Origin of the sequence: Paenarthrobacter sp. NPDC092416 (assembly GCF_044755025.1) — a bacterium.
In the GTDB taxonomy this organism is placed as follows: Bacteria; Actinomycetota; Actinomycetes; order Actinomycetales; family Micrococcaceae; genus Arthrobacter.
In genome coordinates this window covers 97,897-117,172 of the sequence record NZ_JBIVQG010000012.1, presented here as the reverse complement: position 1 = coordinate 117,172, position 19,276 = coordinate 97,897, and the positions used below count along the sequence as shown (strand labels likewise).

At 63.3% G+C, this 19,276-nt stretch carries 17 protein-coding genes and 1 tRNA gene; 6 read left to right on the top strand and 12 right to left on the bottom strand.

Annotated features, from left to right (window positions below; translation table 11 throughout):
- The first annotated feature begins 142 nt into the window (after window positions 1-142).
- On the top strand, window positions 143-1,228 hold the full coding sequence (locus ACIQC5_RS19390) for a LacI family DNA-binding transcriptional regulator (protein ID WP_400286111.1): 1,086 nt from the start codon (window positions 143-145) through the stop codon (window positions 1,226-1,228).
- Between the two features lie 65 nt (window positions 1,229-1,293).
- On the opposite strand, the gene ACIQC5_RS19385 is transcribed toward ACIQC5_RS19390, so the two are convergent.
- Entirely contained in the window at window positions 1,294-2,349 is a 1,056-nt protein-coding gene (locus tag ACIQC5_RS19385; protein ID WP_400286108.1) for an Lrp/AsnC family transcriptional regulator, read from the bottom strand.
- Window positions 2,350-2,489: 140 nt separating this feature from the next.
- Between ACIQC5_RS19385 and ACIQC5_RS19380 the strand changes: the two genes are divergently transcribed.
- A complete protein-coding gene (locus ACIQC5_RS19380) occupies window positions 2,490-4,052 on the top strand; it encodes an AbgT family transporter (protein ID WP_400286105.1) in 1,563 nt (520 codons plus the stop codon).
- Window positions 4,053-4,090: 38 nt separating this feature from the next.
- Entirely contained in the window at window positions 4,091-5,395 is a 1,305-nt protein-coding gene (locus tag ACIQC5_RS19375) for an amidohydrolase family protein (RefSeq protein ID WP_400286103.1), read from the top strand.
- Here ACIQC5_RS19375 and ACIQC5_RS19370 read toward each other — a convergent pair.
- Both ACIQC5_RS19370 and ACIQC5_RS19365 read right to left on the bottom strand, forming a co-directional pair.
- On the bottom strand, window positions 5,392-6,165 hold the full coding sequence (locus ACIQC5_RS19370) for a sugar phosphate isomerase/epimerase family protein (protein ID WP_400286100.1): 774 nt from the start codon (window positions 6,163-6,165) through the stop codon (window positions 5,392-5,394). The genes ACIQC5_RS19375 and ACIQC5_RS19370 overlap by 4 nt on opposite strands.
- Window positions 6,166-6,233: 68 nt before the next feature.
- On the bottom strand, window positions 6,234-7,088 hold the full coding sequence (locus ACIQC5_RS19365) for a LysR substrate-binding domain-containing protein (RefSeq protein ID WP_400286097.1): 855 nt from the start codon (window positions 7,086-7,088) through the stop codon (window positions 6,234-6,236).
- A 155-nt stretch (window positions 7,089-7,243) separates the two neighbouring features.
- Between ACIQC5_RS19365 and ACIQC5_RS19360 the strand changes: the two genes are divergently transcribed.
- Entirely contained in the window at window positions 7,244-8,632 is a 1,389-nt protein-coding gene (locus tag ACIQC5_RS19360; protein ID WP_400286094.1) for an MFS transporter, read from the top strand.
- A 5-nt stretch (window positions 8,633-8,637) separates the two neighbouring features.
- Here the strand turns inward: ACIQC5_RS19360 and ACIQC5_RS19355 are convergent, their stop codons facing one another.
- The 5 genes from ACIQC5_RS19355 to ACIQC5_RS19335 form a co-directional block, all read right to left on the bottom strand.
- Window positions 8,638-9,864: a N(5)-(carboxyethyl)ornithine synthase gene (locus tag ACIQC5_RS19355; protein ID WP_400286091.1), complete on the bottom strand. Its 1,227-nt coding sequence runs from the start codon at window positions 9,862-9,864 to the stop codon at window positions 8,638-8,640.
- On the bottom strand, window positions 9,861-9,995 hold the full coding sequence (locus ACIQC5_RS19350) for a hypothetical protein (RefSeq protein WP_400286088.1): 135 nt from the start codon (window positions 9,993-9,995) through the stop codon (window positions 9,861-9,863). Before ACIQC5_RS19350 ends, ACIQC5_RS19355 begins: the two co-directional genes overlap by 4 nt.
- A gap of 153 nt (window positions 9,996-10,148) precedes the next feature.
- Window positions 10,149-10,613 carry a nuclear transport factor 2 family protein gene (locus ACIQC5_RS19345; protein WP_400286085.1) on the bottom strand — a complete coding sequence of 155 codons (465 nt, stop codon included), beginning with the start codon at window positions 10,611-10,613 and terminating at the stop codon, window positions 10,149-10,151.
- 262 nt (window positions 10,614-10,875) lie between these two features.
- A tRNA-Gly gene (locus ACIQC5_RS19340) sits at window positions 10,876-10,949 on the bottom strand.
- A gap of 111 nt (window positions 10,950-11,060) precedes the next feature.
- Entirely contained in the window at window positions 11,061-12,587 is a 1,527-nt protein-coding gene (locus ACIQC5_RS19335; RefSeq protein ID WP_400286083.1) for a D-alanyl-D-alanine carboxypeptidase family protein, read from the bottom strand.
- Between the two features lie 215 nt (window positions 12,588-12,802).
- On the opposite strand from ACIQC5_RS19335, the gene ACIQC5_RS19330 reads away from it, so the two are divergent.
- Window positions 12,803-13,246: an SRPBCC family protein gene (locus tag ACIQC5_RS19330; protein WP_400286080.1), complete on the top strand. Its 444-nt coding sequence runs from the start codon at window positions 12,803-12,805 to the stop codon at window positions 13,244-13,246.
- A gap of 3 nt (window positions 13,247-13,249) precedes the next feature.
- Here the strand turns inward: ACIQC5_RS19330 and ACIQC5_RS19325 are convergent, their stop codons facing one another.
- Entirely contained in the window at window positions 13,250-15,214 is a 1,965-nt protein-coding gene (locus tag ACIQC5_RS19325; protein ID WP_400286078.1) for a CAP domain-containing protein, read from the bottom strand.
- Window positions 15,215-15,323: 109 nt separating this feature from the next.
- Between ACIQC5_RS19325 and dcd the strand changes: the two genes are divergently transcribed.
- Window positions 15,324-15,899 (top strand): dCTP deaminase, encoded by a 576-nt coding sequence (gene dcd / locus ACIQC5_RS19320; RefSeq protein WP_400286075.1) that lies wholly within the window; start codon window positions 15,324-15,326, stop codon window positions 15,897-15,899.
- Between the two features lie 97 nt (window positions 15,900-15,996).
- On the opposite strand, the gene ACIQC5_RS19315 is transcribed toward dcd, so the two are convergent.
- The 3 genes from ACIQC5_RS19315 to ACIQC5_RS19305 all read right to left on the bottom strand — a co-directional run bounded on the left by ACIQC5_RS19315 (window position 15,997) and on the right by ACIQC5_RS19305 (window position 19,167).
- Window positions 15,997-17,199, bottom strand: coding sequence for a cation:proton antiporter (locus ACIQC5_RS19315; protein WP_400286072.1), 1,203 nt, complete (start codon window positions 17,197-17,199; stop codon window positions 15,997-15,999).
- Between the two features lie 5 nt (window positions 17,200-17,204).
- Window positions 17,205-17,687 carry a cation:proton antiporter regulatory subunit gene (locus tag ACIQC5_RS19310; RefSeq protein WP_400286070.1) on the bottom strand — a complete coding sequence of 161 codons (483 nt, stop codon included), beginning with the start codon at window positions 17,685-17,687 and terminating at the stop codon, window positions 17,205-17,207.
- A gap of 76 nt (window positions 17,688-17,763) precedes the next feature.
- Window positions 17,764-19,167, bottom strand: coding sequence for an MFS transporter (locus ACIQC5_RS19305; RefSeq protein ID WP_400286068.1), 1,404 nt, complete (start codon window positions 19,165-19,167; stop codon window positions 17,764-17,766).
- Window positions 19,168-19,276: the final 109 nt, after the last annotated feature.

The following is a 19,276-nucleotide window of genomic DNA, read 5'->3' as shown; positions in this document are numbered from 1 at the left end:
AATTCCAGTGGGAAAGCGCATTCCCGTTGCATCGATCATGCATCACGATCCGCCGGATTGGCAAGCGCTTTCCCAAAACTTGTCCACAACTGCCATAATTTCTTTAGCGCCAGTCCCGACGCTTGCAGAAAAGGAGGGCCCCGTGGCCGCCAGCACACTGAGTGAAGTTGCCCGTTTGGCCGGGGTTTCCCTGGCCACGGCGTCGCGCGTCCTGAACGGATCTTCCCGTAAGCCGGCGGAGGGGATCGCAGAACGCGTTCGCGAGGCAGCAGACACGCTGGGGTATGTTCCCAACGCCCAGGCGCAGGCGCTGGCCAAGTCCAGTTCCGGACTGATCGGGCTGATCGTCCACGACATCGCAGACCCCTATTTCTCCGCGATTGCCCGCGGGGTCCAGGACGCTGCCCGCCAACAAAACCGGATGGTGCTGTTGGCCAGCACGTCGGGTGCCCCGTTGGATGAGCGGGAGGCCGTCGCGGCCTTCGCCGCACGGCGGGCTGACTCGATCGTCATTGCCGGTTCCCGCTCAGCTCGTACCGAGGACGCGCAGGGCAACACTGAACTCGCTGCTGAGCTGGACCGATACTGCCGCAATGGCGGGCATGTTGGTGTGGTGGGCCACCCGGTTGTGGGGGCGGCACATGCCGAGGGCTACCACGTGGTGGAGGTCCCCAATGAAGACCTCGCAGCCAGCCTTGCCACCGAACTCGCTGCCAGCCATGAGGGTGCCTTCGTCATTGTTGCCGGACCCGATGGCCTCTTTACCTCCGATGACCGTGTCCGTGGTTTCCAGCGCGGACTTGCCGACGCCGGCCGGCCAGCGGCCAAGGTCATCCGCACCGGCTTCAATCGTGCCGGTGGATACGAGGCCGGGCCGGCCCTCACTGAACGCATCAAGGCGTCTGACGAGCGGCTCTGTATTTTCGCCGTCAACGACGTCATGGCGATTGGCGTTACGGCAGCACTGCGTTCAGACGGCGTGTGGATTCCACGCGATGCCACCATCGCCGGGTTCGACGACATCGAAACCCTCCGTGACTTCCGGCCTGCGCTGTCCACGGTGTACCTGCCGCTTGAGGACATCGGCCGCCTCGCGGCCGGAAGCGCGGCCGGAAGTGCGGCCGCAAGCGCGGCCTCCGGCGCGGACAACCATCTCTACGCAGGCTCGGTCAGCGGCGAGGTCAAGCTGCGGCGCAGCACTGAGGTCCCGGCCGAGACGCCCTCCTGACGTTGTGCAGATAACTACCCTTCGAGGGCGGCTTAGGACCAGTACTTGTACACAAACCGGGGGCGTTAGTAGGCCATCGGGAAGACTTGGCCGAACGTACCGTCGGCATTGAGCCGGGCGCCGTTGTATTTGAAGGTCCGCAGCACAATGCGCCTGTCATCAATGGTGAGGCCGGGGATGGCATCCAGGAGTTCCTGCTCCACTTGCGGCAGGTCGAGCGGGTTGTTGAGCCAGGCCACCATATGGATGTTGTTGCTCCCGGTCACCGTGGCCATGATGCGCAGCGCTGCGATCCGCTCGAGCACGCCGTCATCGATGACGGGTATTTTCCGGGGTTCCATGGATCCCCACAGCACGGCGCTGAAGCTCCGCCCGGATCCCCTTCTGGCAACGTCGCAGCGGACGTTGATGTAGCCGCCGCCGATGAGTCGACCAACCCGGCGGGCTGCGGCGACGGGGGAAATACCTGCGATGGCAGCGAGTTCCCGGAAGCTGGCCCGCCCGTCCATGGCCAACGCGCGGATGAGCGTCCTGTTCACCCCGCTCATCTCCAGCAATGCGCTTTCACCCGTCGGCGCGGATTCCTGATGGAGCCGGACCAGCTCACGGAGTTTTCCTGCGGGTAACGCCCTGAAATGCCACTTGTTGGCACCAAAGATCTGGCTGGTGACGGAGCGGACAGCGTAATGCAGGACTCCGTCCATGCTGCCGATGGTTGTCAGGAGGAAATCGGCAAGACCATGCTCGGCTGCCGCTACCGTCAGCAGCAAGTGCGCCGAACCGGCGACGAACTGGATGGACATGAGGCGTTCGTCCGGCATGAGGTGGTCCACCACGTCCTGGACCTTGCTGTTCTGGCAAGTCAGTTCGACGAAAGCCATATCGATCAGTCGTGAGAGTTCGGGGCCTGGTGCCACAGATGTGCGTGCCAGCCCGCTGTCCACCAACCGGGACCACCGTCGCGACAGCGTGCTTGCGTGGACGCCCAAGACCCCGGCAAGATCCTCCCAACTGGCCCGCGGAGCCACTTGGAGTGCCGTGATGAGCTCAAGGTCGCGCTCCGTGAACCCTTCAGATTCCTGCAGAGAATCACGTTCAGTGGCATTTTCGTGCGTTTCCATGGGTGTATGTTAGCGAATCGTAGAGTGTCTTGCGTCCACTAGGACGTAGATCACATGGGAGAAACAATGAACTCAAGCTCCTCATCCGCCGTCAACGGAGACGCCGGTGCGGATCCTCAGGCTTTCGGAGGTGCGGCGTTATGACCGCTCTTCAAACCCCGCCTAAAGCCCGCATCGGCTTCGGATCCCGGGCCATCGATGCGATCGAACGAATCGGCAACAAGCTGCCTGAACCGTTCGCGCTCTTCCTCTACTTGCTGCTGTTTGTCGGCGTGGTCTCCACCGTGGTGTCGATGTTCGGCGTCACCACGCAGGTGCCCGGCAGCGACGAGGTCACGCCCATCAAGGGCCTGTTCACTGGCGAGGGCATTGCCTGGTTGATGACGACGGCGGTGGGCAACTTCATCGATTTTCCGCCGCTGGGTGTAGTCATCACCCTGCTGCTCGCCGTGGGTGTGGCGGAGCGGACGGGGCTGCTGCTGACTCTGGTGAAATCGACATTGGGCCGCGCTCCCCGCTGGGCCCTGCCCTATGTCATCGCTTTGGTCGCCATGTGTGCCCACATCATGTCCGACGCCGCGGTTCTGGTGATTCCGCCGATCGCCGCGATGGTGTTCAAGGCAGCAGGCCGGAATCCCATCGCGGGCCTCTTGGGCTCCTATGCGCTGCTGGCGGCCGCCTTCAGTTGCACACCCTTCGTCACCTCAACGGATGCCTTGCTGGCAGGAATCTCCAACGCTGCGGCAGCCCCGGTTGCAGACCAGGTGCTCACGGTGACCCCGGTCTCCAACCTCACACTGAACATGGTGCTCTCCGTGGTGCTGGTCCTTGCAGGTGGCCTGCTGATTGACAAAGTCCTTGAGCCGCGACTGAACCGGAAAGGAATCGGAACCGGCAATGCCGCCCTTGATGACCAGCCCCCGGTGTCTGCGAACGTCACGGCGCCAGAGCGAAGCGCTCTGCGTTGGGCCGGTGTGGCACTGCTGATCGTCGTGGGCGGGGTACTGGCCCTGGCTCTTCCCGAAGGTGCACCCCTGCGGAACGCAGACGGCGGGTTCCTACCGAAATCTCCGCTGCTCAGCTCGGTCGTCTTCCTCGTCTTCCTGGTGCTGCTGGTCCCATCCATAGTGTTCGGGGCCAGGATCAGGAAGATCACCGGCGTCCAGTCCGTCTTCGAGATGATGGGCCAGTCCATCAAGGACACCGTGTCCTTTGTGGTGGTTGCCTTCGTCCTGGCACAATTCCTTGCACTCTTCACGTGGAGCGGGCTTGCCTCGTGGGTAGCGGTCAACGGCGCCAAGGCACTGGAAGAGGCTCACTTCACCGGATTCGGCGCCGTGATCGCCTTCATTGTGGTGGTTTCGCTGCTGAACCTGCTCATTATGTCCGGCTCGTCCCTGTGGACGCTGATCGCGGCGGTCTTTATCCCCATGTTTGCCTTGATCGGCTACGAGGCCGGCTTCATTCAGGCCGCGTTCCGGGTGGGCGACTCCGCAACCCAGGTGCTCACTCCGCTGAATCCGTACTTGGTGGTCCTCCTGGGCTTCCTCCGCAAGTACGAGCCCAATGCCGGCATCGGATCCGTCATCAGCAGGATGCTCCCGTTCACCATCGTGTTCTGGAGCCTGTGGGTCATCGTGTTGACCATCTTCTTCTTCACAGGCATCGGAACCGGCCCCGGCATGGGCATCCTCACCAAATAGCCACTACTTTCCCACTCACGAAAAAGGAATACATACCCATGCGCGAAGCACGTCTGCCAACTACGCCCGCACCGTCCGGGGTTGCCCTCCGCCTGACTGGCGCACGGCTGATCGACGGCACCGGATCGGATCCCGTGGAGAACGCCGAAATCCTGATCGACGGCGATCGCATCACCTACGCAGGCCCGTACCGCCCCGGTTTTGATGACCCGTCCGTCACGGCCGTTGACCTTAGCGGCCGGACGATCATGCCGGGCTTTATCGACAGCCACATACACTTGGCGCTGAGCCTCGAGACGCCCCCGGCAAAAGTTGTTGGCCAGTTCGAATCCGAGAAGGTCCTCGGTGCTGCAGCCACCATCCATAAAACACTCATGGCGGGCATCACCACCGCGCGTGACCTTGGCGGGCTCGACGCCGGCTACCGCCGTGCCATCGCCGAAGGAACCATCCTCGGTCCGCGCCTCCATTTGGCCGTCAGCGTCATTTCACCCACCGGAGGGCATGCCGACCATTGCATGCCCAACGGGAAAGAGACCCACCTCGCGGCGGCGCTGGCAGTGGTGGATTCCGACGACGAGCTCCGCACCGCAGTGCGGACGCTGATCCGCGCCGAAGCGGACGTGATCAAGGTCTGCACCACCGGCGGTGTCTCCAGCCCCTCGGACACTCCGGATGATCTCGGCGTCCCCGAACACCAAGTCCGCCTGATCAAGGAAGAAACGGCTCGCCGGGCCGGCCAACCGGTGGCTGCCCACGCCCAAGGAGCCGAGGGCATTCTTGAGGCGATCCGCGGCGGCATCGACAGCGTGGAGCATGGCTATGGGATCGACGACGACGGCATCGCCCTCATGCTCGAGAAGGGCACCTTCCTGGTTCCCACCTTGAGCTCCGCCCTGCGGGTGCCGGACCCGGCCGACGTCCCGGACTACCTCTACAAGAAGAAGGTTGTCTGGTCCACCATCGCCCGCGAGCGGGTGGGCATGGCCATCAAGGCCGGAGTCAAGATCGCCATGGGAACTGACGCTGCCGTCTGCCCCCACGGTGAGAACCTCAAGGAGCTCGGGTTCATGGTGGAGCTGGGCATGTCACCCATGGAGGCCATCGTGGCCGGGACGCGAAGCGCAGCGGAACTGCTACGACTGGATGCCCACCTGGGGACGCTGGAAGCCGGCAAGTTGGCTGACTTGGTGGTCACCGACGTCGATCCCCTCACCGACATTGCCCTGATGGCCGATCCGTCCAACGTCAGTGTCATTGTCCAAGGTGGGCGGTGTGTGAAGGACCTCAAAGGATGGCTGCCTGGTGAGCCGTCCTCGCCTGCCATCAGCGCGGCGGTTTAGTCCTCGCCCAGCGTGATGCCGTGCAGGAAGGCCGCGTCGTTGAGAACGTTGTCCGGCAGGTCGTCCTCGACGAACTCCATCATGATGTCCATGTCTTTGCCGTTGCCGCGGAGTGCGTCGGAGACGGTCTGCCACAACCGCTTGCGTTTCCTGAGCGGAAAGCGCTCCGCGGCAGGACCCCAGGAGAAGCAGTGGACGCCAACAACGTGGGGGAGGACGAGGTGGAGGGACTCAAGGGCCTCTTGGTCGGAAAGTCCGACGGCGGGCTGCCAGTAAGTGCCGACGTTGGCGTGGTCCACGCGGCGCAGCAGCTCAAGTGTGGTTTCGGGAGAGTCGGTCAAGGTGTTGCCGTGGTATTCAAAGGCAAGGCCGACTCCCACCGCCGCTGCGAGGTCGGCGATCCTGCGCGTATCCTCCACCACGGCCGCCCAGTGTTCCTTGGTGGCGTCAGTGGAACCAAGCTCGCCGGCCCAGATTCGGATCCTGGGAGCACCCGCGGCCGTGGCCAGGTCAAGGATGGGGCCGAAATCGCCAAAAGCGCCGGTTCGGTAGTAGGAACCAAGTGACAGGACCGTGAGCCCGGCAGCTTCGGTGGCTGATTTGGCATACGCGGCCGAGGCCATGTCTTTGACGTGAACATCGGTTCCCCACTCGATGCCTGCCAGGCCTGCGTCGGAGGAAATTCGGACGACGTCGTCGATCTCCAATGCTCGGAGGGTGACGGAACAAATGCCAGGCGTGAGGTCAGCCAGCGTGGTGAGGTCGATCATGCCTCTCAGGATACCGGGAATGCGCTTACCCGGTAAGTGGCTGCCGTTCGTTCGACCATGCGTGAACACTAAGTCGACTTGCTCAGCGTCCTGCCCATGATGGCCTGGGTGAGAGCATCGATCACCTCAGCGTTGGCCAGCGGATTCCGGATCAGGGTGAAGTCGACGTCGCCTACCGGCGGCAGGCCAAACCGCTGGGTGATGACTTTCAGGTCCTCGGGAACCAGCGACGCCGGCATCACCGCCACACCGATGCCCGCCCGGACTGCAGCCAGCACGCCACTGATCTGCTTGGTGCTGCAGGTGATGCGCCAGGTTCGGCCAGCGGCTTCCAGAGCGTCGATTGCCAGTTTCCGGCTCAGGCTGGGCGCGGGGTAGGCGATCAGCGGTACCGGGGCGCCTGGCTCCAGTACTGTCTGCTCCAGCCCTACCCAGGCGAAGTTGTCGTGCCGGACCACGGTGCCTTCCTTGGCGCCGGCCACCCATTTCACGAACACAAGGTCCAGCTGCCCGGCGTTGAGCCGCTTGTAGAGCTGGTCGCTTTGGCTGACGGTGAGCTCCAGGTTGATTTGCGGGTAGAGCTGGCGGAACTCGCGGAGGATCCGGGGGAGGCCCGTAATGGCGAGGTCGTCTGCGGTACCAAAGCGGAGGCGCCCGCGCATGGCCGAGCCGGAGAAGTAGCGGGCGGCGGAATCGTGGGCTGCCAGGATGTTGCGGGCAAAGCCGGCCATGGCATCGCCGTTGTCGGTCAGGCGGACTTCCCGGGTATCCCGGGCCACCAAGACGCGCTTGGCGGCGGCTTCCAGCTTCCGGACATGCTGGCTCACCGTGGGTTGGGCGAGCCCCAGGCGTTCCGCCGCTTTGGTGAAACTCAGGGTTTCCGCGACGGCCAGGAAGGAGCGGAGCTGGACAGGTTCGAACACGTAACTCCTTGGCGCTGGGCTGACTGACGGCGCAATAACAAGCGTGCCATTGCGTTCCGCAATGCTAGTTATAGGCGCAATACGCTTCCATAATTGCTGCTGGCAACCATAGCGTTAAAGGCATTCCACCGAAACTCTCGATCCGAGGACTCCCTTTGGCACCCCCACCGCCTTCAGCGGCAAATGTCAGCCAGCCCGTCATCGATTCCCTGTCCGCCGCCGCACAGGCGCCGGACACCGTCACCCAGCCACTCGCCGTCGTGAGTGAAAAGCTGCCCTGGCGTCATACCTTCATCTCCTTGAAGGTCCCCAACTTCCGGATCTTCGCGATCGGCCACTTCATTGCCGTGATCGCCATCTGGATGCAGCGCATCGCCCAGGACTGGATGGTGCTCCAGCTGTCCGGCTCCGTCACCGCCGTCGGAATCACCGTGGCATTGCAGTTCATGCCCTCGCTGTTCCTTGGTCCGTGGGGCGGCATGATGGCCGACCGCTTCGCCAAGCGAAAGATCCTTATCATCTGCCAGTCCGCGGCAGCCGTGTTGGCGGCCCTGTTGGCCGTGCTTTCCTTGAGCCAGCGCGTTGAGGTGTGGCATGTGTATGTGATCGCCCTGATCCTTGGCTTCGTGACTGTGTTGGACCAGCCAGCACGTCAAGTATTCGTCAACGAACTCGTCGGTCCCAAGTATCTGCGCAACGCCATCAGCGTGAACTCAACCACCTTCCAGCTCGGTGGCCTGATCGGTCCTGCGCTGGCAGGCGTACTCCTCACCGCTGTTGGCGCCGGATGGGCGTTTGCTGCCAACGCGGTGGCATGCTGCTCCACGGTTGCCATGTTGTTGATCCTCCGCAAGGACCAGCTCCACATCAGCCAGCCCACGCCTCGCCGCAAGGGCATGCTGCGCGAAGGCCTGAACTACGCGCTCAGCAAGCCAACCATTTACTGGCCATGGCTGATGGCCGGGTTCGTGGCCGTTTTCGCAATGAGCCTGCCGGTGTTGCTGGCCGCCTTTGCGGACCACGTGTACGACGCCGGTGCCGGCGGCTACGGCCTGCTCAACGCCATGGTTGCGCTCGGTGCACTGACGGGAGCCGTTGCGTCCACGCGCCGCCGTCAACTGCGGTTGAGGTCGGTGGTGATGTCCGCCGGGCTGTACGGACTGATGCTGTGCCTCTCGGCGGCCATGCCGTCCATGGTCTGGTTCAGCGTTGCGATGGTCTTGGCCGGATTCTGGTGCCTGATGTTCCTCACGGCCGCCAACCAAATGGTGCAGACCAGCTCCAACATGAGCATCCGTGGCAGGGTCATGAGCCTCTATCTGGTGGTGCTCATCGGCGGCCAGGCCATTGGCGGGCCCATGATGGGGTGGCTCGCGGAACACCTGGGCCCGCACGTGGCCATCCTCTTGTCCGGCGGTGTCCCGGCACTCGCGGCCGCGGTAGTCGCCGTCGTACTGGCCCGGAAGTCATCCCTGCAGCTCAAAGTAGACCTGCGCGACCGGCGCCGAGTGCTCCGGATTGTGGACCGGACGCAAACGGCGTAGTCGTACTAGACGGCCGGCGTCACCAATTCCGGTTCCACGGCTTTGGGTTCCACGGCTTGGAGTTCCACGGCTTTGGGTGCCAGGGGCACGTGCGGGTAGTCAGCCGAGCGCCCCTGGAACTCAAGGATGTCCGGGTTGCGGATGACGCCGTCGCGAATCTCGATGGCGCGGGAGATCGACTCGTTGGCATCCCACGCATCGGGCCCCGCCACGACTGTCTCCAGGAAGGGCAGCAGCGCCTCGCTGATTTCCCAGCTGGCCGAGTTCCACAGATATGAAGGGCTGTGGTCCACGGCGTAGTAATTGACGTTGTCCCCCACCCGGAACATGGGTTCCTTGAACGTGGTGGAACGGGCCCAGCTGAACCCCATTCCTTCATCGCAGGACACGTCCACAATCAGGCTGCCCGGCCTGAATTCCGCCAGATCCTCGGTTCGCAGGTAGGTCAACGGCGAGTTGGGATCCTGGAGGGTGCAATTCACCACGATGTCAGCCGTCGCCAGGAACGGAGCCAAGGGCTTACGGCCGTTGTTCGTGATGACTTCGCTCAGGAACGGCGCTTTACTGTCGTGGTCGAACTGCACGATCCGTACAGAGTGGATGGGGGACCCGACGGCGGCGACGCCACGGTTTGTCAGCACCTGGACGTCGTGGACGCCGTGTGCGTTCAACGCAGTGACGGCCCCACGTGCCGTGGCGCCGAAACCGATCACCACGGCGCTGAGGCGGCGGCCGTAGTCGCCCGTTGAACCGGTCAGGGCCAGTGCGTGAAGCACTGAGCAATACCCGGCCAGCTCGTTGTTCTTATGGAAGACGTGGAGGCCGAAACCACCGTCGCCTGCCCAGTGGTTCATTGCCTCGAAAGCGATGAGGGTGAGCTTCTTGTCGATGGCCAGCTGGGTAATGGCACGATCCTGAACACAGTGCGGCCACCCCCACAACGTCTGGCCGTCACGGAGTTCGGCGAGGTCCTGCGCCTGTGGCTTCGGGAGCAGAATGACATCGTTCTCCGCGATCAACTCCTGGCGCGTTCCCAATCCGCCCACCAGCGCGGCGAGCCTGGTGTCCGTGACACCAAAACGCTCGCCGTAACCATACTCAAGCCTGAGTTTTTGCCGGAGCTCGGGAGCTATTCGCTCCAGATGTTGGGGGTGGATGGGCAACCGTTGTTCGTCCGGTTTCAGCGATGAACCCAGGACTCCGATGCTCAATGGGCCTTGATGCCCGCTCACTTCTTGTTGCCGGTAACGGGCTTCGCAGCCGCGGTGGCGGAGGACTCAGCAGCCCGTTTGTCCGCACGCTTTTCTTTGATGGATTTGCCGGATTTCTTCGATGCAGCTTGGCGCGGTGATTTGTCGGCCATGATCGCTCCCTAGAGCGGAGCCGAAATGGCTCCTGACTCCTGACCATACACCTCGTGGCTGGGCGTACTGCTGTCGGTCGCCGGGCGCACGACGTATCCGGACCCGCTGGTTCAGGCAGGATGGCGGGGCGGGGACCCTTGACCTTGCCGGTCCTACTGCGCTGGTTGAGCGGCAGGCCGGCCGTGGGTGACCCGGTGGGTCACACGATCGGCGGGGTCTTCCAAGATGGCAGCTTGGCGTTCCACCGGCTCGAGATAGAAGCGGGCACTGCTGATGATGCCCTCATCCACGCCGAAGATGATCACCCCGGTCATTTCATGCGGAGTGCCGTCGCGCCATGCGCCCTTCAAGTGCAGTTCGGTCCATATAGTGCTGCCGTTGATGCTGTGCGATAAGAGGTGGGCCTTGATGTCCGGGACACCAGTGAACAGCTGCTCCCAGTTGCTTCGGATAGTGTCCCTGCCGGTGAACCCGCGCGTGGGGTGGGCGGGTGTCTCGTTGACATAGCCCGGCGCGAAGCAATCGGCCAGGGCTTGCAGGTCATGCTTGTTGGTTGCTTCGAGCAGGCGGTTGATGACGGCCAGTGGACCCGCCTCAACATCGTCGGTGAGAGTCATTGGAGGACCTCCCGGATAGTGGATGTATCTACGAGTTTAGGCTCGAGGGCCGCCCGGGTCGACGGGTTTTCGGACCGATATCGGAGGAGCAGGCCGTGGGGATTCCCAAAGCTGTGGCTTCCTGACCCTTTTTGAATTTCCAGGCACCCCGAATGCGTTGATTTCGTGGGATTTGGGGCTGTTTCGACGGCAAAGAAGGTCGGGCAGAGACGGGGTCCAGAACAAGAAGACCCCCAATGCCCGGAGGCAAAGGGGGCCTTGCTGGAGCGGGCGACGGGAATCGAACCCGCGTATCGAGCTTGGGAAGCTAGCGCTCTACCATTGAGCTACGCCCGCGATGCCCCGGCTGTTCGCTGGAGCGAGTCCTAGCTTAGCGCAGTTGCCAGCATGCTCATGACCGGCACACCGGCTGGCGGTCCAGGCTTCCCCGCTTGCGACGAAATTGCCCTACTTGAACAGCTTGAGGCTGTTCCAGCCGGAACCCACTTGGCGGTAAGTGCTCCACTGGCTCCGGCCCAGACCGTAGTTGTAGAGGTTGCCGTCGGCAGTCTGGGCCGTCAGTCCGCGCGTGCCCGCACCGGTCAAGCCGAAGCTCGGTGCAAGTACTCGCATGTACTGCCAGCCTGTGCCCACCGTGTAGGCCGGTCCGAAGAATCCTGCCCAGCCGTCGCCACGGTAGTTGATCAGTGCGCCGGAAGCGTTCCTGGCCAGGAGGTCGTTGGCGCCGTCGCCTTCCCAGTCCGCCATGGTCAGTTCCATGCCGTTCCAGCCCTTGCCGATGACCTGCGGAGCGCTCAGGGCACCGCCGAAGGTGTTGGGGTAGTAGCGCAGCACACCATCCGGAAAATACCCGACGACGCCGGGCCGCGGGTGCGCGTGCGTCCACTTTCCCACGGTGATGGTCATGCGATCCCAGCCGCCATTGCCCACCACAACCTGATTGGCGAAGCCGCCGCCGGGGAGGCCACGGTAAACGCCCAGGACGCCGTTGTTCCACTGCGCCAGGATGTCGTAAATGCCATCAATGTCCCAGTCCACCACGAAGCCCTGCTTCAAGCCGGTCCAGCCCGAACCGATCTGCACTGCACCCGCATACCCGCCGGTCGCCGTCGCGGGGTAACGCAGCATCCGGCCGGAAGAGTCGGCAGCTACGAGGTCGGCGCCGGACTTGATGCTCGCTGCGGCCGCCGGATTTCCGGCGAAGTAGTGCTCCAGCGTGGGAAAACCGCGGCGGTTCATGTCGGTCGCCAGGGCCACGCCCACGTAGCGTAGGTGCCAGGGCTCGTAGCTGTACCCGGTGGTCCCCGTATAGCCGTTGGGGTAGCGGACAATGAAGCCGTACTTGTGGGCATTCGCTGCCACCCATTTACCCGCCGCAGTGTCGCCGAAGCAGGTGCTCAGGCCGCAGGAACCAGCGGCATTGCCGATGTCCATGGCGAGCCCGGTCTGGTGCTCGCTGTAGCCGGGACGAGCCGAAATGGTGTCCGCGTACGCCTGTCCATAGATGCTGACGTAGTAGGAATACACCTGCTGCTGTTGGGCGTAGGAGCGGTAGCCGCTCACGATCGACAAGCCACCCGTTCCGGCGTCGGCTGCGCCCTGGAACAGGCCGTTGAGCCACGCGGCCGCCTCCGCACGCAGGTACTGTCCGGAGCCGCGGGCATTGATGAGGTCGCCAGGGGCGTAGCTTGCGGGATTCAGTGGCCTGGATTTATTGACCAGGACCGAGAAGCTGGCCGGGTCCCCGATGGGATCCACGCTGGGAAGCGGGTTCGCCGTCGTCGGAACCGCTGCCTTGGCCACTGTTATGGCGGTTGCCTTCGCAGGCGCTGCTGCTGCTGTGTGCGGCGCTACCGCCCCGGCGGGCACCGCAGTGATGACTCCGCCAGCCACTGCCAGGGCGAGGAAAGCCGCACACGCAGCCAGCCGTCGTCGTGCGTTTCTTCTGAAAAACAGGTGATCTTCTACTCGCATTACGCCCCCACATCGGTTTTTGCCAGCCTCGGGAACTCTACCCCGCATGGTCGAAATGTGTCAGCCGTAACCTTTCGAACCGCCAGATAACCATTCGGTCAAGGCTCGTCGGTGATGTGTCCGAGCGGGGTGTTGGCTGACTATTCTGAAGGTGTTAGCTGCAGCGTATGGGGAACCCGGCTACGACAACGAACCGTACGCCGAAAGAGGTATCCGTGGCATTTGCAGACTATGAAGTGGTGATCAGCAGGGACGCCATGACCGTCTACGGATTCCTGATGGACGGCACCAATAATTCCCTGTGGCGCTCGGGGATCCGCAGCATCTCGCTCCGCTCCGGCAAGCAAGGGGAGAAGGGCGCGCTGTACCAGCAGACCATCACCGGGCCAGGCGGGCGGCCCATCGCCGCAGACTTCCAGATCACAGAAGCCCGTCCGGGAGCGGAAGTACGTTTCGCCGTGGTTGCCGGTCCCGCGCGGCCCACTGGCGGCTATTACCTCAGCACCGAAGGCAACACGACGCGACTGAGGTTCGCGCTGGAATACCACCCCAAGGGCCTCCAAAAATTCATGAACGCCATGATTCAGAAGACCATGGAGGGCGAGGTCGCCCAGTTGGAGCGGCTGAAGACCGTGATCGAATCCAGTTCAGCTGCCTGACTCCTACTGAGCGAGCTTGAGGCCACCCCACGTGGTCCCGACCGTCACCGGCGTAGTGAGTTTCCCCGTGGTCAGGTCCCAATACTCAAGGGTGCCGTTGCGGTCCAAGCCGGCGACGCCCGTTGTGTCGGCGCCGGTGACGCCCCGCAGCGCTCGCACCCCGGTGTAATCCGTCCAGGCCGCGCCAACCACCGGCCTGGATTCCTGCCGCGGAGTCGCGATACCGCTGCCGCGATACAAGCGCAGGTACCCATTGGCCTCGACGCTCAGCAGATCCTGGAAACCGTCTGCGTTGTAGTCCACCATGCTGAGGCGGACCGACGGATTGCCCGTTCCTATGGCTGCCTGGGTGCGTATATATGACAGTCCGGAATTCTTGTAGAACCACATTCTGCCCGACGTATCCATGGCCACGATCTGAGGAATCCGGTTGTTGGCGCACCAATTGCCCACGGCAATATTCAGGGACTGCCAGCCCTGGCCCAGGACGCCGGGAGAGCCGAAACCGCCCGCCTGACGGCCCGGATACACCAACAGCGCCCCGTCTTCCCGCTGGGCGATGAGGTCAAAGACGCCGTCGCGATCCCAGTCCGAGACGAAAAGTTCCTTGAGTCCGGTGAACCCGACCCCGATGGTCCGCGGAGTTCCATACTTGGCATTGCCCAGCGAAGGATAGGCCAGCACGGTTCCGTCCGGTTTGATCGCAACAATCTCAGCGGCGCTCCGGATGGCTGCAGTGCTCAGGTTCACGGTGGGAGGTTGATGCTTGGCGTCCGGCTCGCAGATGCCAACCGGATCCGTCGGGGGCTGCACGGTTCCGCCCGGTCGATCCGTAGTGCCGGCCGGCAACGTGGTGTAGCCAAAGAAGTTGACCACGCCCCACAGCGTGTACCGGTTGGGTGTGGTCTGCCAATTGCCGTCCGTGTAGGTGATGCCGATGCCCATCACATTGAAACGGGGATCCCTGAGCATGGCGTCGTGCCCTGGGGAGCCCTTCCACCACTCAACCAAGAGGGCGGCGTCACGGTCCCAGCGAACGGCGATGACCTCTCCCGCGCCGTTGTTCGGATTCATGGCCCGCGGATCCGTCCAGAAGTTCGGGCGGTGCTGAATCACTTCCCTGGTGGCAATGTTGTTGGACCATTCCTGGGCCATGCCCGCCACCGTCGCGTGGTACTTCACCGGCGCCAGGCCCAACGAGGCCCGGTAGCTATTGATGGCGTTGAACACCGTCAGGATTGCGGCGGTGTTGTCATCCGGGAGGAGCGCGAGGGCGCCGTTATCAAGGTTCGCGTCGCCGGCGGGGTTCTTTCCCGGGAACGGGGCGGTGCTGGGGGTTGCCGTTGGCGATTGGGCGGGGCTTGGCGTCGCGCTGGCTGAGGGGGTGGGGCTTGGTGTGGCGGGTTCACTTGCCAGATGCGTGGGGCCCGGCGTGACTGAGGGGGGCGGCGTTGTGGGCTGCGTCGGTACCGGCTCTGACGTTCCGGGCGCTGGCGGTTGAGGCCCGACGGCGGGCGCAGTGGGTGCTGGTGACGGCTCGGCAGTTGGGGGTGCTGAGACTGTCGGCGCGGCGGGTTGAGTTGCATCCGAGGTGCTCGCCGGGGTTTCCACGGGCGCGGGGGTCACTGGCATCGTTGGCGAGGACAAGTCAACCGGACCCCACGATGGGCCGATCGACGGCACCGGCGGTGGACCGTCCGGCGTCGGATCAATCGCGATGGGTCCAGTACGGACGTCGGCGTCTGCGTTTGGTGGGTAGGGCGCTTCAGCCGGGGCGGGCGTTCCCGCCAAAGGTGCCGGGTCCGACGTCGTACTTGCCTCAGGTGCCGTCAACGCCACGGGTGTTTCACGTGCCGAATTGCTGGCCTGCCCCGCCACGGAAGCGGACGGAATCGGGCCGGAAGCAGCCACCAACAAGGCCAAAGCGCCAGCCAGCACAACAGCCGCCGGCGCTGCCAGTTTCCCCACAATTACCCCGCGAATGCTCGTTGCCCCCACGTCCGGGCGCGGCTTTACATGTCCGGGAACTATAGTCCCATGGGGCAGCGGGGACAATGCATGGGGTATTTTTGATGCTGTGCTGATCTCTGACCGCGATATTCGTGCCGAAATAGACTCCCGACGGATTGTTCTTGAACCGTACGACCCCGCGATGGTTCAGCCGTCTTCCGTGGACGTGCGGATTGACCGGTTTTTCCGGCTCTTCGACAACCACAAATATGCCCACATTGACCCTGCCGAGGAACAGCCTGAGCTGACCCGGTTGGTTGAGGTCGAGGGCGACGAGCCCTTCATTCTGCACCCCGGCGAATTCGTGCTCGGCTCCACGTACGAGACCGTGAGCCTGCCGGATGACATCGCAGCGCGCCTTGAAGGTAAGTCGTCCCTGGGCCGGCTCGGTCTTCTGACGCACTCCACCGCCGGCTTTATTGACCCGGGCTTCTCTGGTCACGTGACCCTGGAACTTTCGAACGTTGCTACCTTGCCCATCAAGCTGTGGCCCGGAATGAAGATCGGCCAACTCTGCTTCTTCCGCCTGACGTCCGCGGCGGAACACCCGTACGGATCCGGCGAATATGGCAACCGCTACCAGGGCCAGCGCGGCCCCACCGCGAGCCGCAGCCACCAGAACTTCCACCGGACGGCGATCTAGCTTTCATCACCAGAAGTTGTGCCCGGGATTTTTGCCGGGTGCCGGGGATGCCTTCCTGGTGGCGTGCGTGCGTCGCCATGCCTGGGTGGAGTGAGCCTTACGCTGCGGGGGCGCGCTCGGGCGTTCGTGGCGGGGCGCCCGGAGCTTTCCGGAGAGCCTTGACCACGGGTTCGACGAAGCGGGCAGCCAGCGGCCCCAGGATTGCCATGATGAGGACGTATGCCGTTGCGAGGGCTGCGAGTTCGTCCGGAACTGCTCCCGAAGCTACGGCCAACCCAGCGATGACGATGGAGAATTCGCCACGGGCGATGAGCGCGGCGCCTGCACGGAATCGACCGGGAACGGCAATGCCGGCCCTTTGGGCGGCCCAGAATCCTGTGACGATCTTGGTTGCCGCTGTCAGTACGGCGAGGATAAGTGCCCACCCGAGGACGGGCGGGATGGACGTGGGATCCGTGTTGAGTCCAAACGCCACGAAGAAGATGGCGGCAAAGAGATCCCGCAGGGGCTCGAGGATTCGCGTGGCATTGTGCGCGGTCGCACCGGAAATGGCGATCCCCAGCATGAAGGCGCCAACCGCTGCCGAAACCTGAAGGGCGGAGGCGATGCCAGCCACCAAGAGGGCGAGCCCCAGCACGTTCAGGAGGAAGACCTCGGAATTCTCGCTATGGACGGCCTGCGAAACGCGGTGGCCGTGCTTCAGCGCGATCACCAGCACTACAGTCACCACGGCCAAAGCGATTCCCACGGTCTGCAGCCCGCCAAGGAATCCGACACCGGCCAGGATAGCTGTGAGGATCGGCAGGTAGACGGCCATGGCCAGGTCCTCGAACACGAGGATCGAGAGCACCACGGGTGTTTCGCGGTTACCGATCCGGCCGAGATCCGTAATCACCTTTGCGGCAATGCCGGACGAGGAGATATACGTAACGCCACCCATGACGATTGCGCCCACCAGCCCCCACCCCAGCAGCACCGCGATTCCTGCACCAGGGAGGAAGTTCAGCACGAAGTCCAGTACACCGGCCTGCCACGAACGTCGGAGCCCAGTGACGAGCTCCGACGCGGTGTATTCCAAACCGAGCATAAGAAGCAACAGGATGACACCGATCTCGCCCGAGAGGTGGGCGAACTCGTGCATGCCGTCCAGTTTGACGAAGCCGCCCGCCCCGAAGGCCAAGCCACCCACCAGGTACAGGGGGATGGGGGACATGCCGATTCTGCCCGCCAACCGAGCCAGGAGACCGAGGCAGAAGACGACGGCCCCCAGTTCAACGAGGGCAAGTGCGAGCGGATCCATTGCGGTCAGCCGTTGCGCAGGATGTCGGCTGCCGAGTCAAGACCTTCCTGTGTGCCGACTGCGACGAGGAGATCGCCTGTGTGAAGAACGACGTCGGGCGCGGGGGAGGGGACTACCTCACCCTCGCGCATGATCGCCACGATCGATACGCCACTGCGGGTACGGATTTGGGCTTTGCCCATGGGCTGGTTGATAAACGGAGAGTCACCGGTGATGGAAAACTGACGTGTCACGATGCCCGGAACTTCGCGGTGGGCCTCAGCAAGGCGCATGGCAATGTGCTGCCCGCCCAGGAGGTTGCCCAAGGCTGCTGCCTCATCCGCGGTCAGTGGGATGGAAGCCTGGCACGTGTCGGGGTCATCCCACGTTGACACGAAAAGTTCGGTCTCGCCTTCGCGAAGTTCGACGACACCGATGCGACGGCCGGAAGCCGTAATGAAATCCTTGCGGACGCCAAGGCCCGGGAGTTCAGTCTCATCCACGTTCATAGCTCCACCCTAACTCTGTTGCCTCGGCTCTCATATGGCGTTCGCGCAGGGCTGCAACCGCGTCCTGCTGCATTCCTCAATGCTCCGGGACAACTGCGATTTCCGTCTTGCTCGGGGGCTTGACGGGCAGGAGAACCAGAAGCCCGGCGAACAGAACTACCAGGATGCCGAGGACACCCCAACGCTGGGCTCCACCTTCTTCAACGAGCGGGGCGGCGATGGCGATGCACAGTGTGAAAAGCGTGGGAGCCAGGAAGCTCACGGCCCGACCTGTGGTGGCGTAGAGCCCGAACAACTCTCCGGATTCGCCCTCCGGCGCCAAACGTGCCAGATAGGCGCGAGACGAGGACTGGGCCGGTCCAACGAAAAGACAGAGGAGCAGTCCGAAGATCCAGAAGGTGTTTGAGGCAGGCCAGTTGGCGCCGAGCACCACGTAGTCGCCGTTGCCGAGGACCAAGATAAACGTGCCCGCGACGAGGAGGCCAACCAACGAGAGGATGATGACTGCCTTGGGACCGATCTTGTCGTCCAGGAACCCGCCGATGATGGCCCCCACGGCCGCCACGACGTTGCCGAAGATCGCGAAGAAGATGACTTCCTTGAGTTCAAAGCCAAAGGTCCCGGCGGCGATCACGCCGCCAAAGGTGAATACCGCTGCAAGGCCATCGCGGAAGATCGCGCTGGCAAGGAGGAAGTAAATGGTGTGCGGGCTGGTCTTGTAGATGGCCCTGACGCGGCGAAACAGCAGTTTGTAGGAGGCAAGGAATCCAAGGGAAGCCGTGCTCTGCTTCGCCGGGACCTCGGGTACAGCGAACAATACCGGGAGCGCGAAGATGAAGAACCAGAGCGCCGAGAAGATCGCGACCAAACGGATGTTGAGGGAACCCTCGGTGGAGGCTCCGAACCAGTCAAAGGAGGGCTGCACGAACAATTGCAGGACCAGGAGCAGCGCCACGATGCCGCCGAGGTATCCCATGCCCCAACCAAAGCCACTCACCTTGCCGATGTTTTTCGGGGTGGAAATTTGCGCCAGCATTGCGTTGTAGTTGACGCCCGCAAATTCAAAGAACACATTCGCGAGCGCGATCAAGCTGACGCCAAGCAGCAGGAATTGCGGCTCCGGGAACACGAAGAAACACAGGGCTGTCAGAACGGCGACAGCTGCGGAGTTGACTCCGAGCCACAGCTTGCGGCGCCCACCGGCATCGGACCGCTGGCCAGTGACGGGGGCAAGGAGCGCGATGGCGAATCCGGCGATCGCCAAGGCAGCTCCGAGTGCTGCCGAGGCGGCGTCCTCCCCACCGAAGGCATTTGATGTCAGATAGACCGTGAAAACGAACGTGGTCATCACCGCATTGAAGGCAGCTGAACCCCAGTCCCAGGAAGCCCATGCAACGATCTGTCCCTTTTTGGAGACAGCAGGCCCTGAGGCAAGCTCGGAGGCTGGATGGGAAGCTTCGGGAACTGCGGCCGCGTTCATAGCCTGAATGCTATAGGGACTGCGCGAACGGAGGGTGGATGACAGACCGCTATGTGGATAAGCCGGGCGGAATCCGCATGAATCTGTGTGCAGACGCCCTATATCGGCG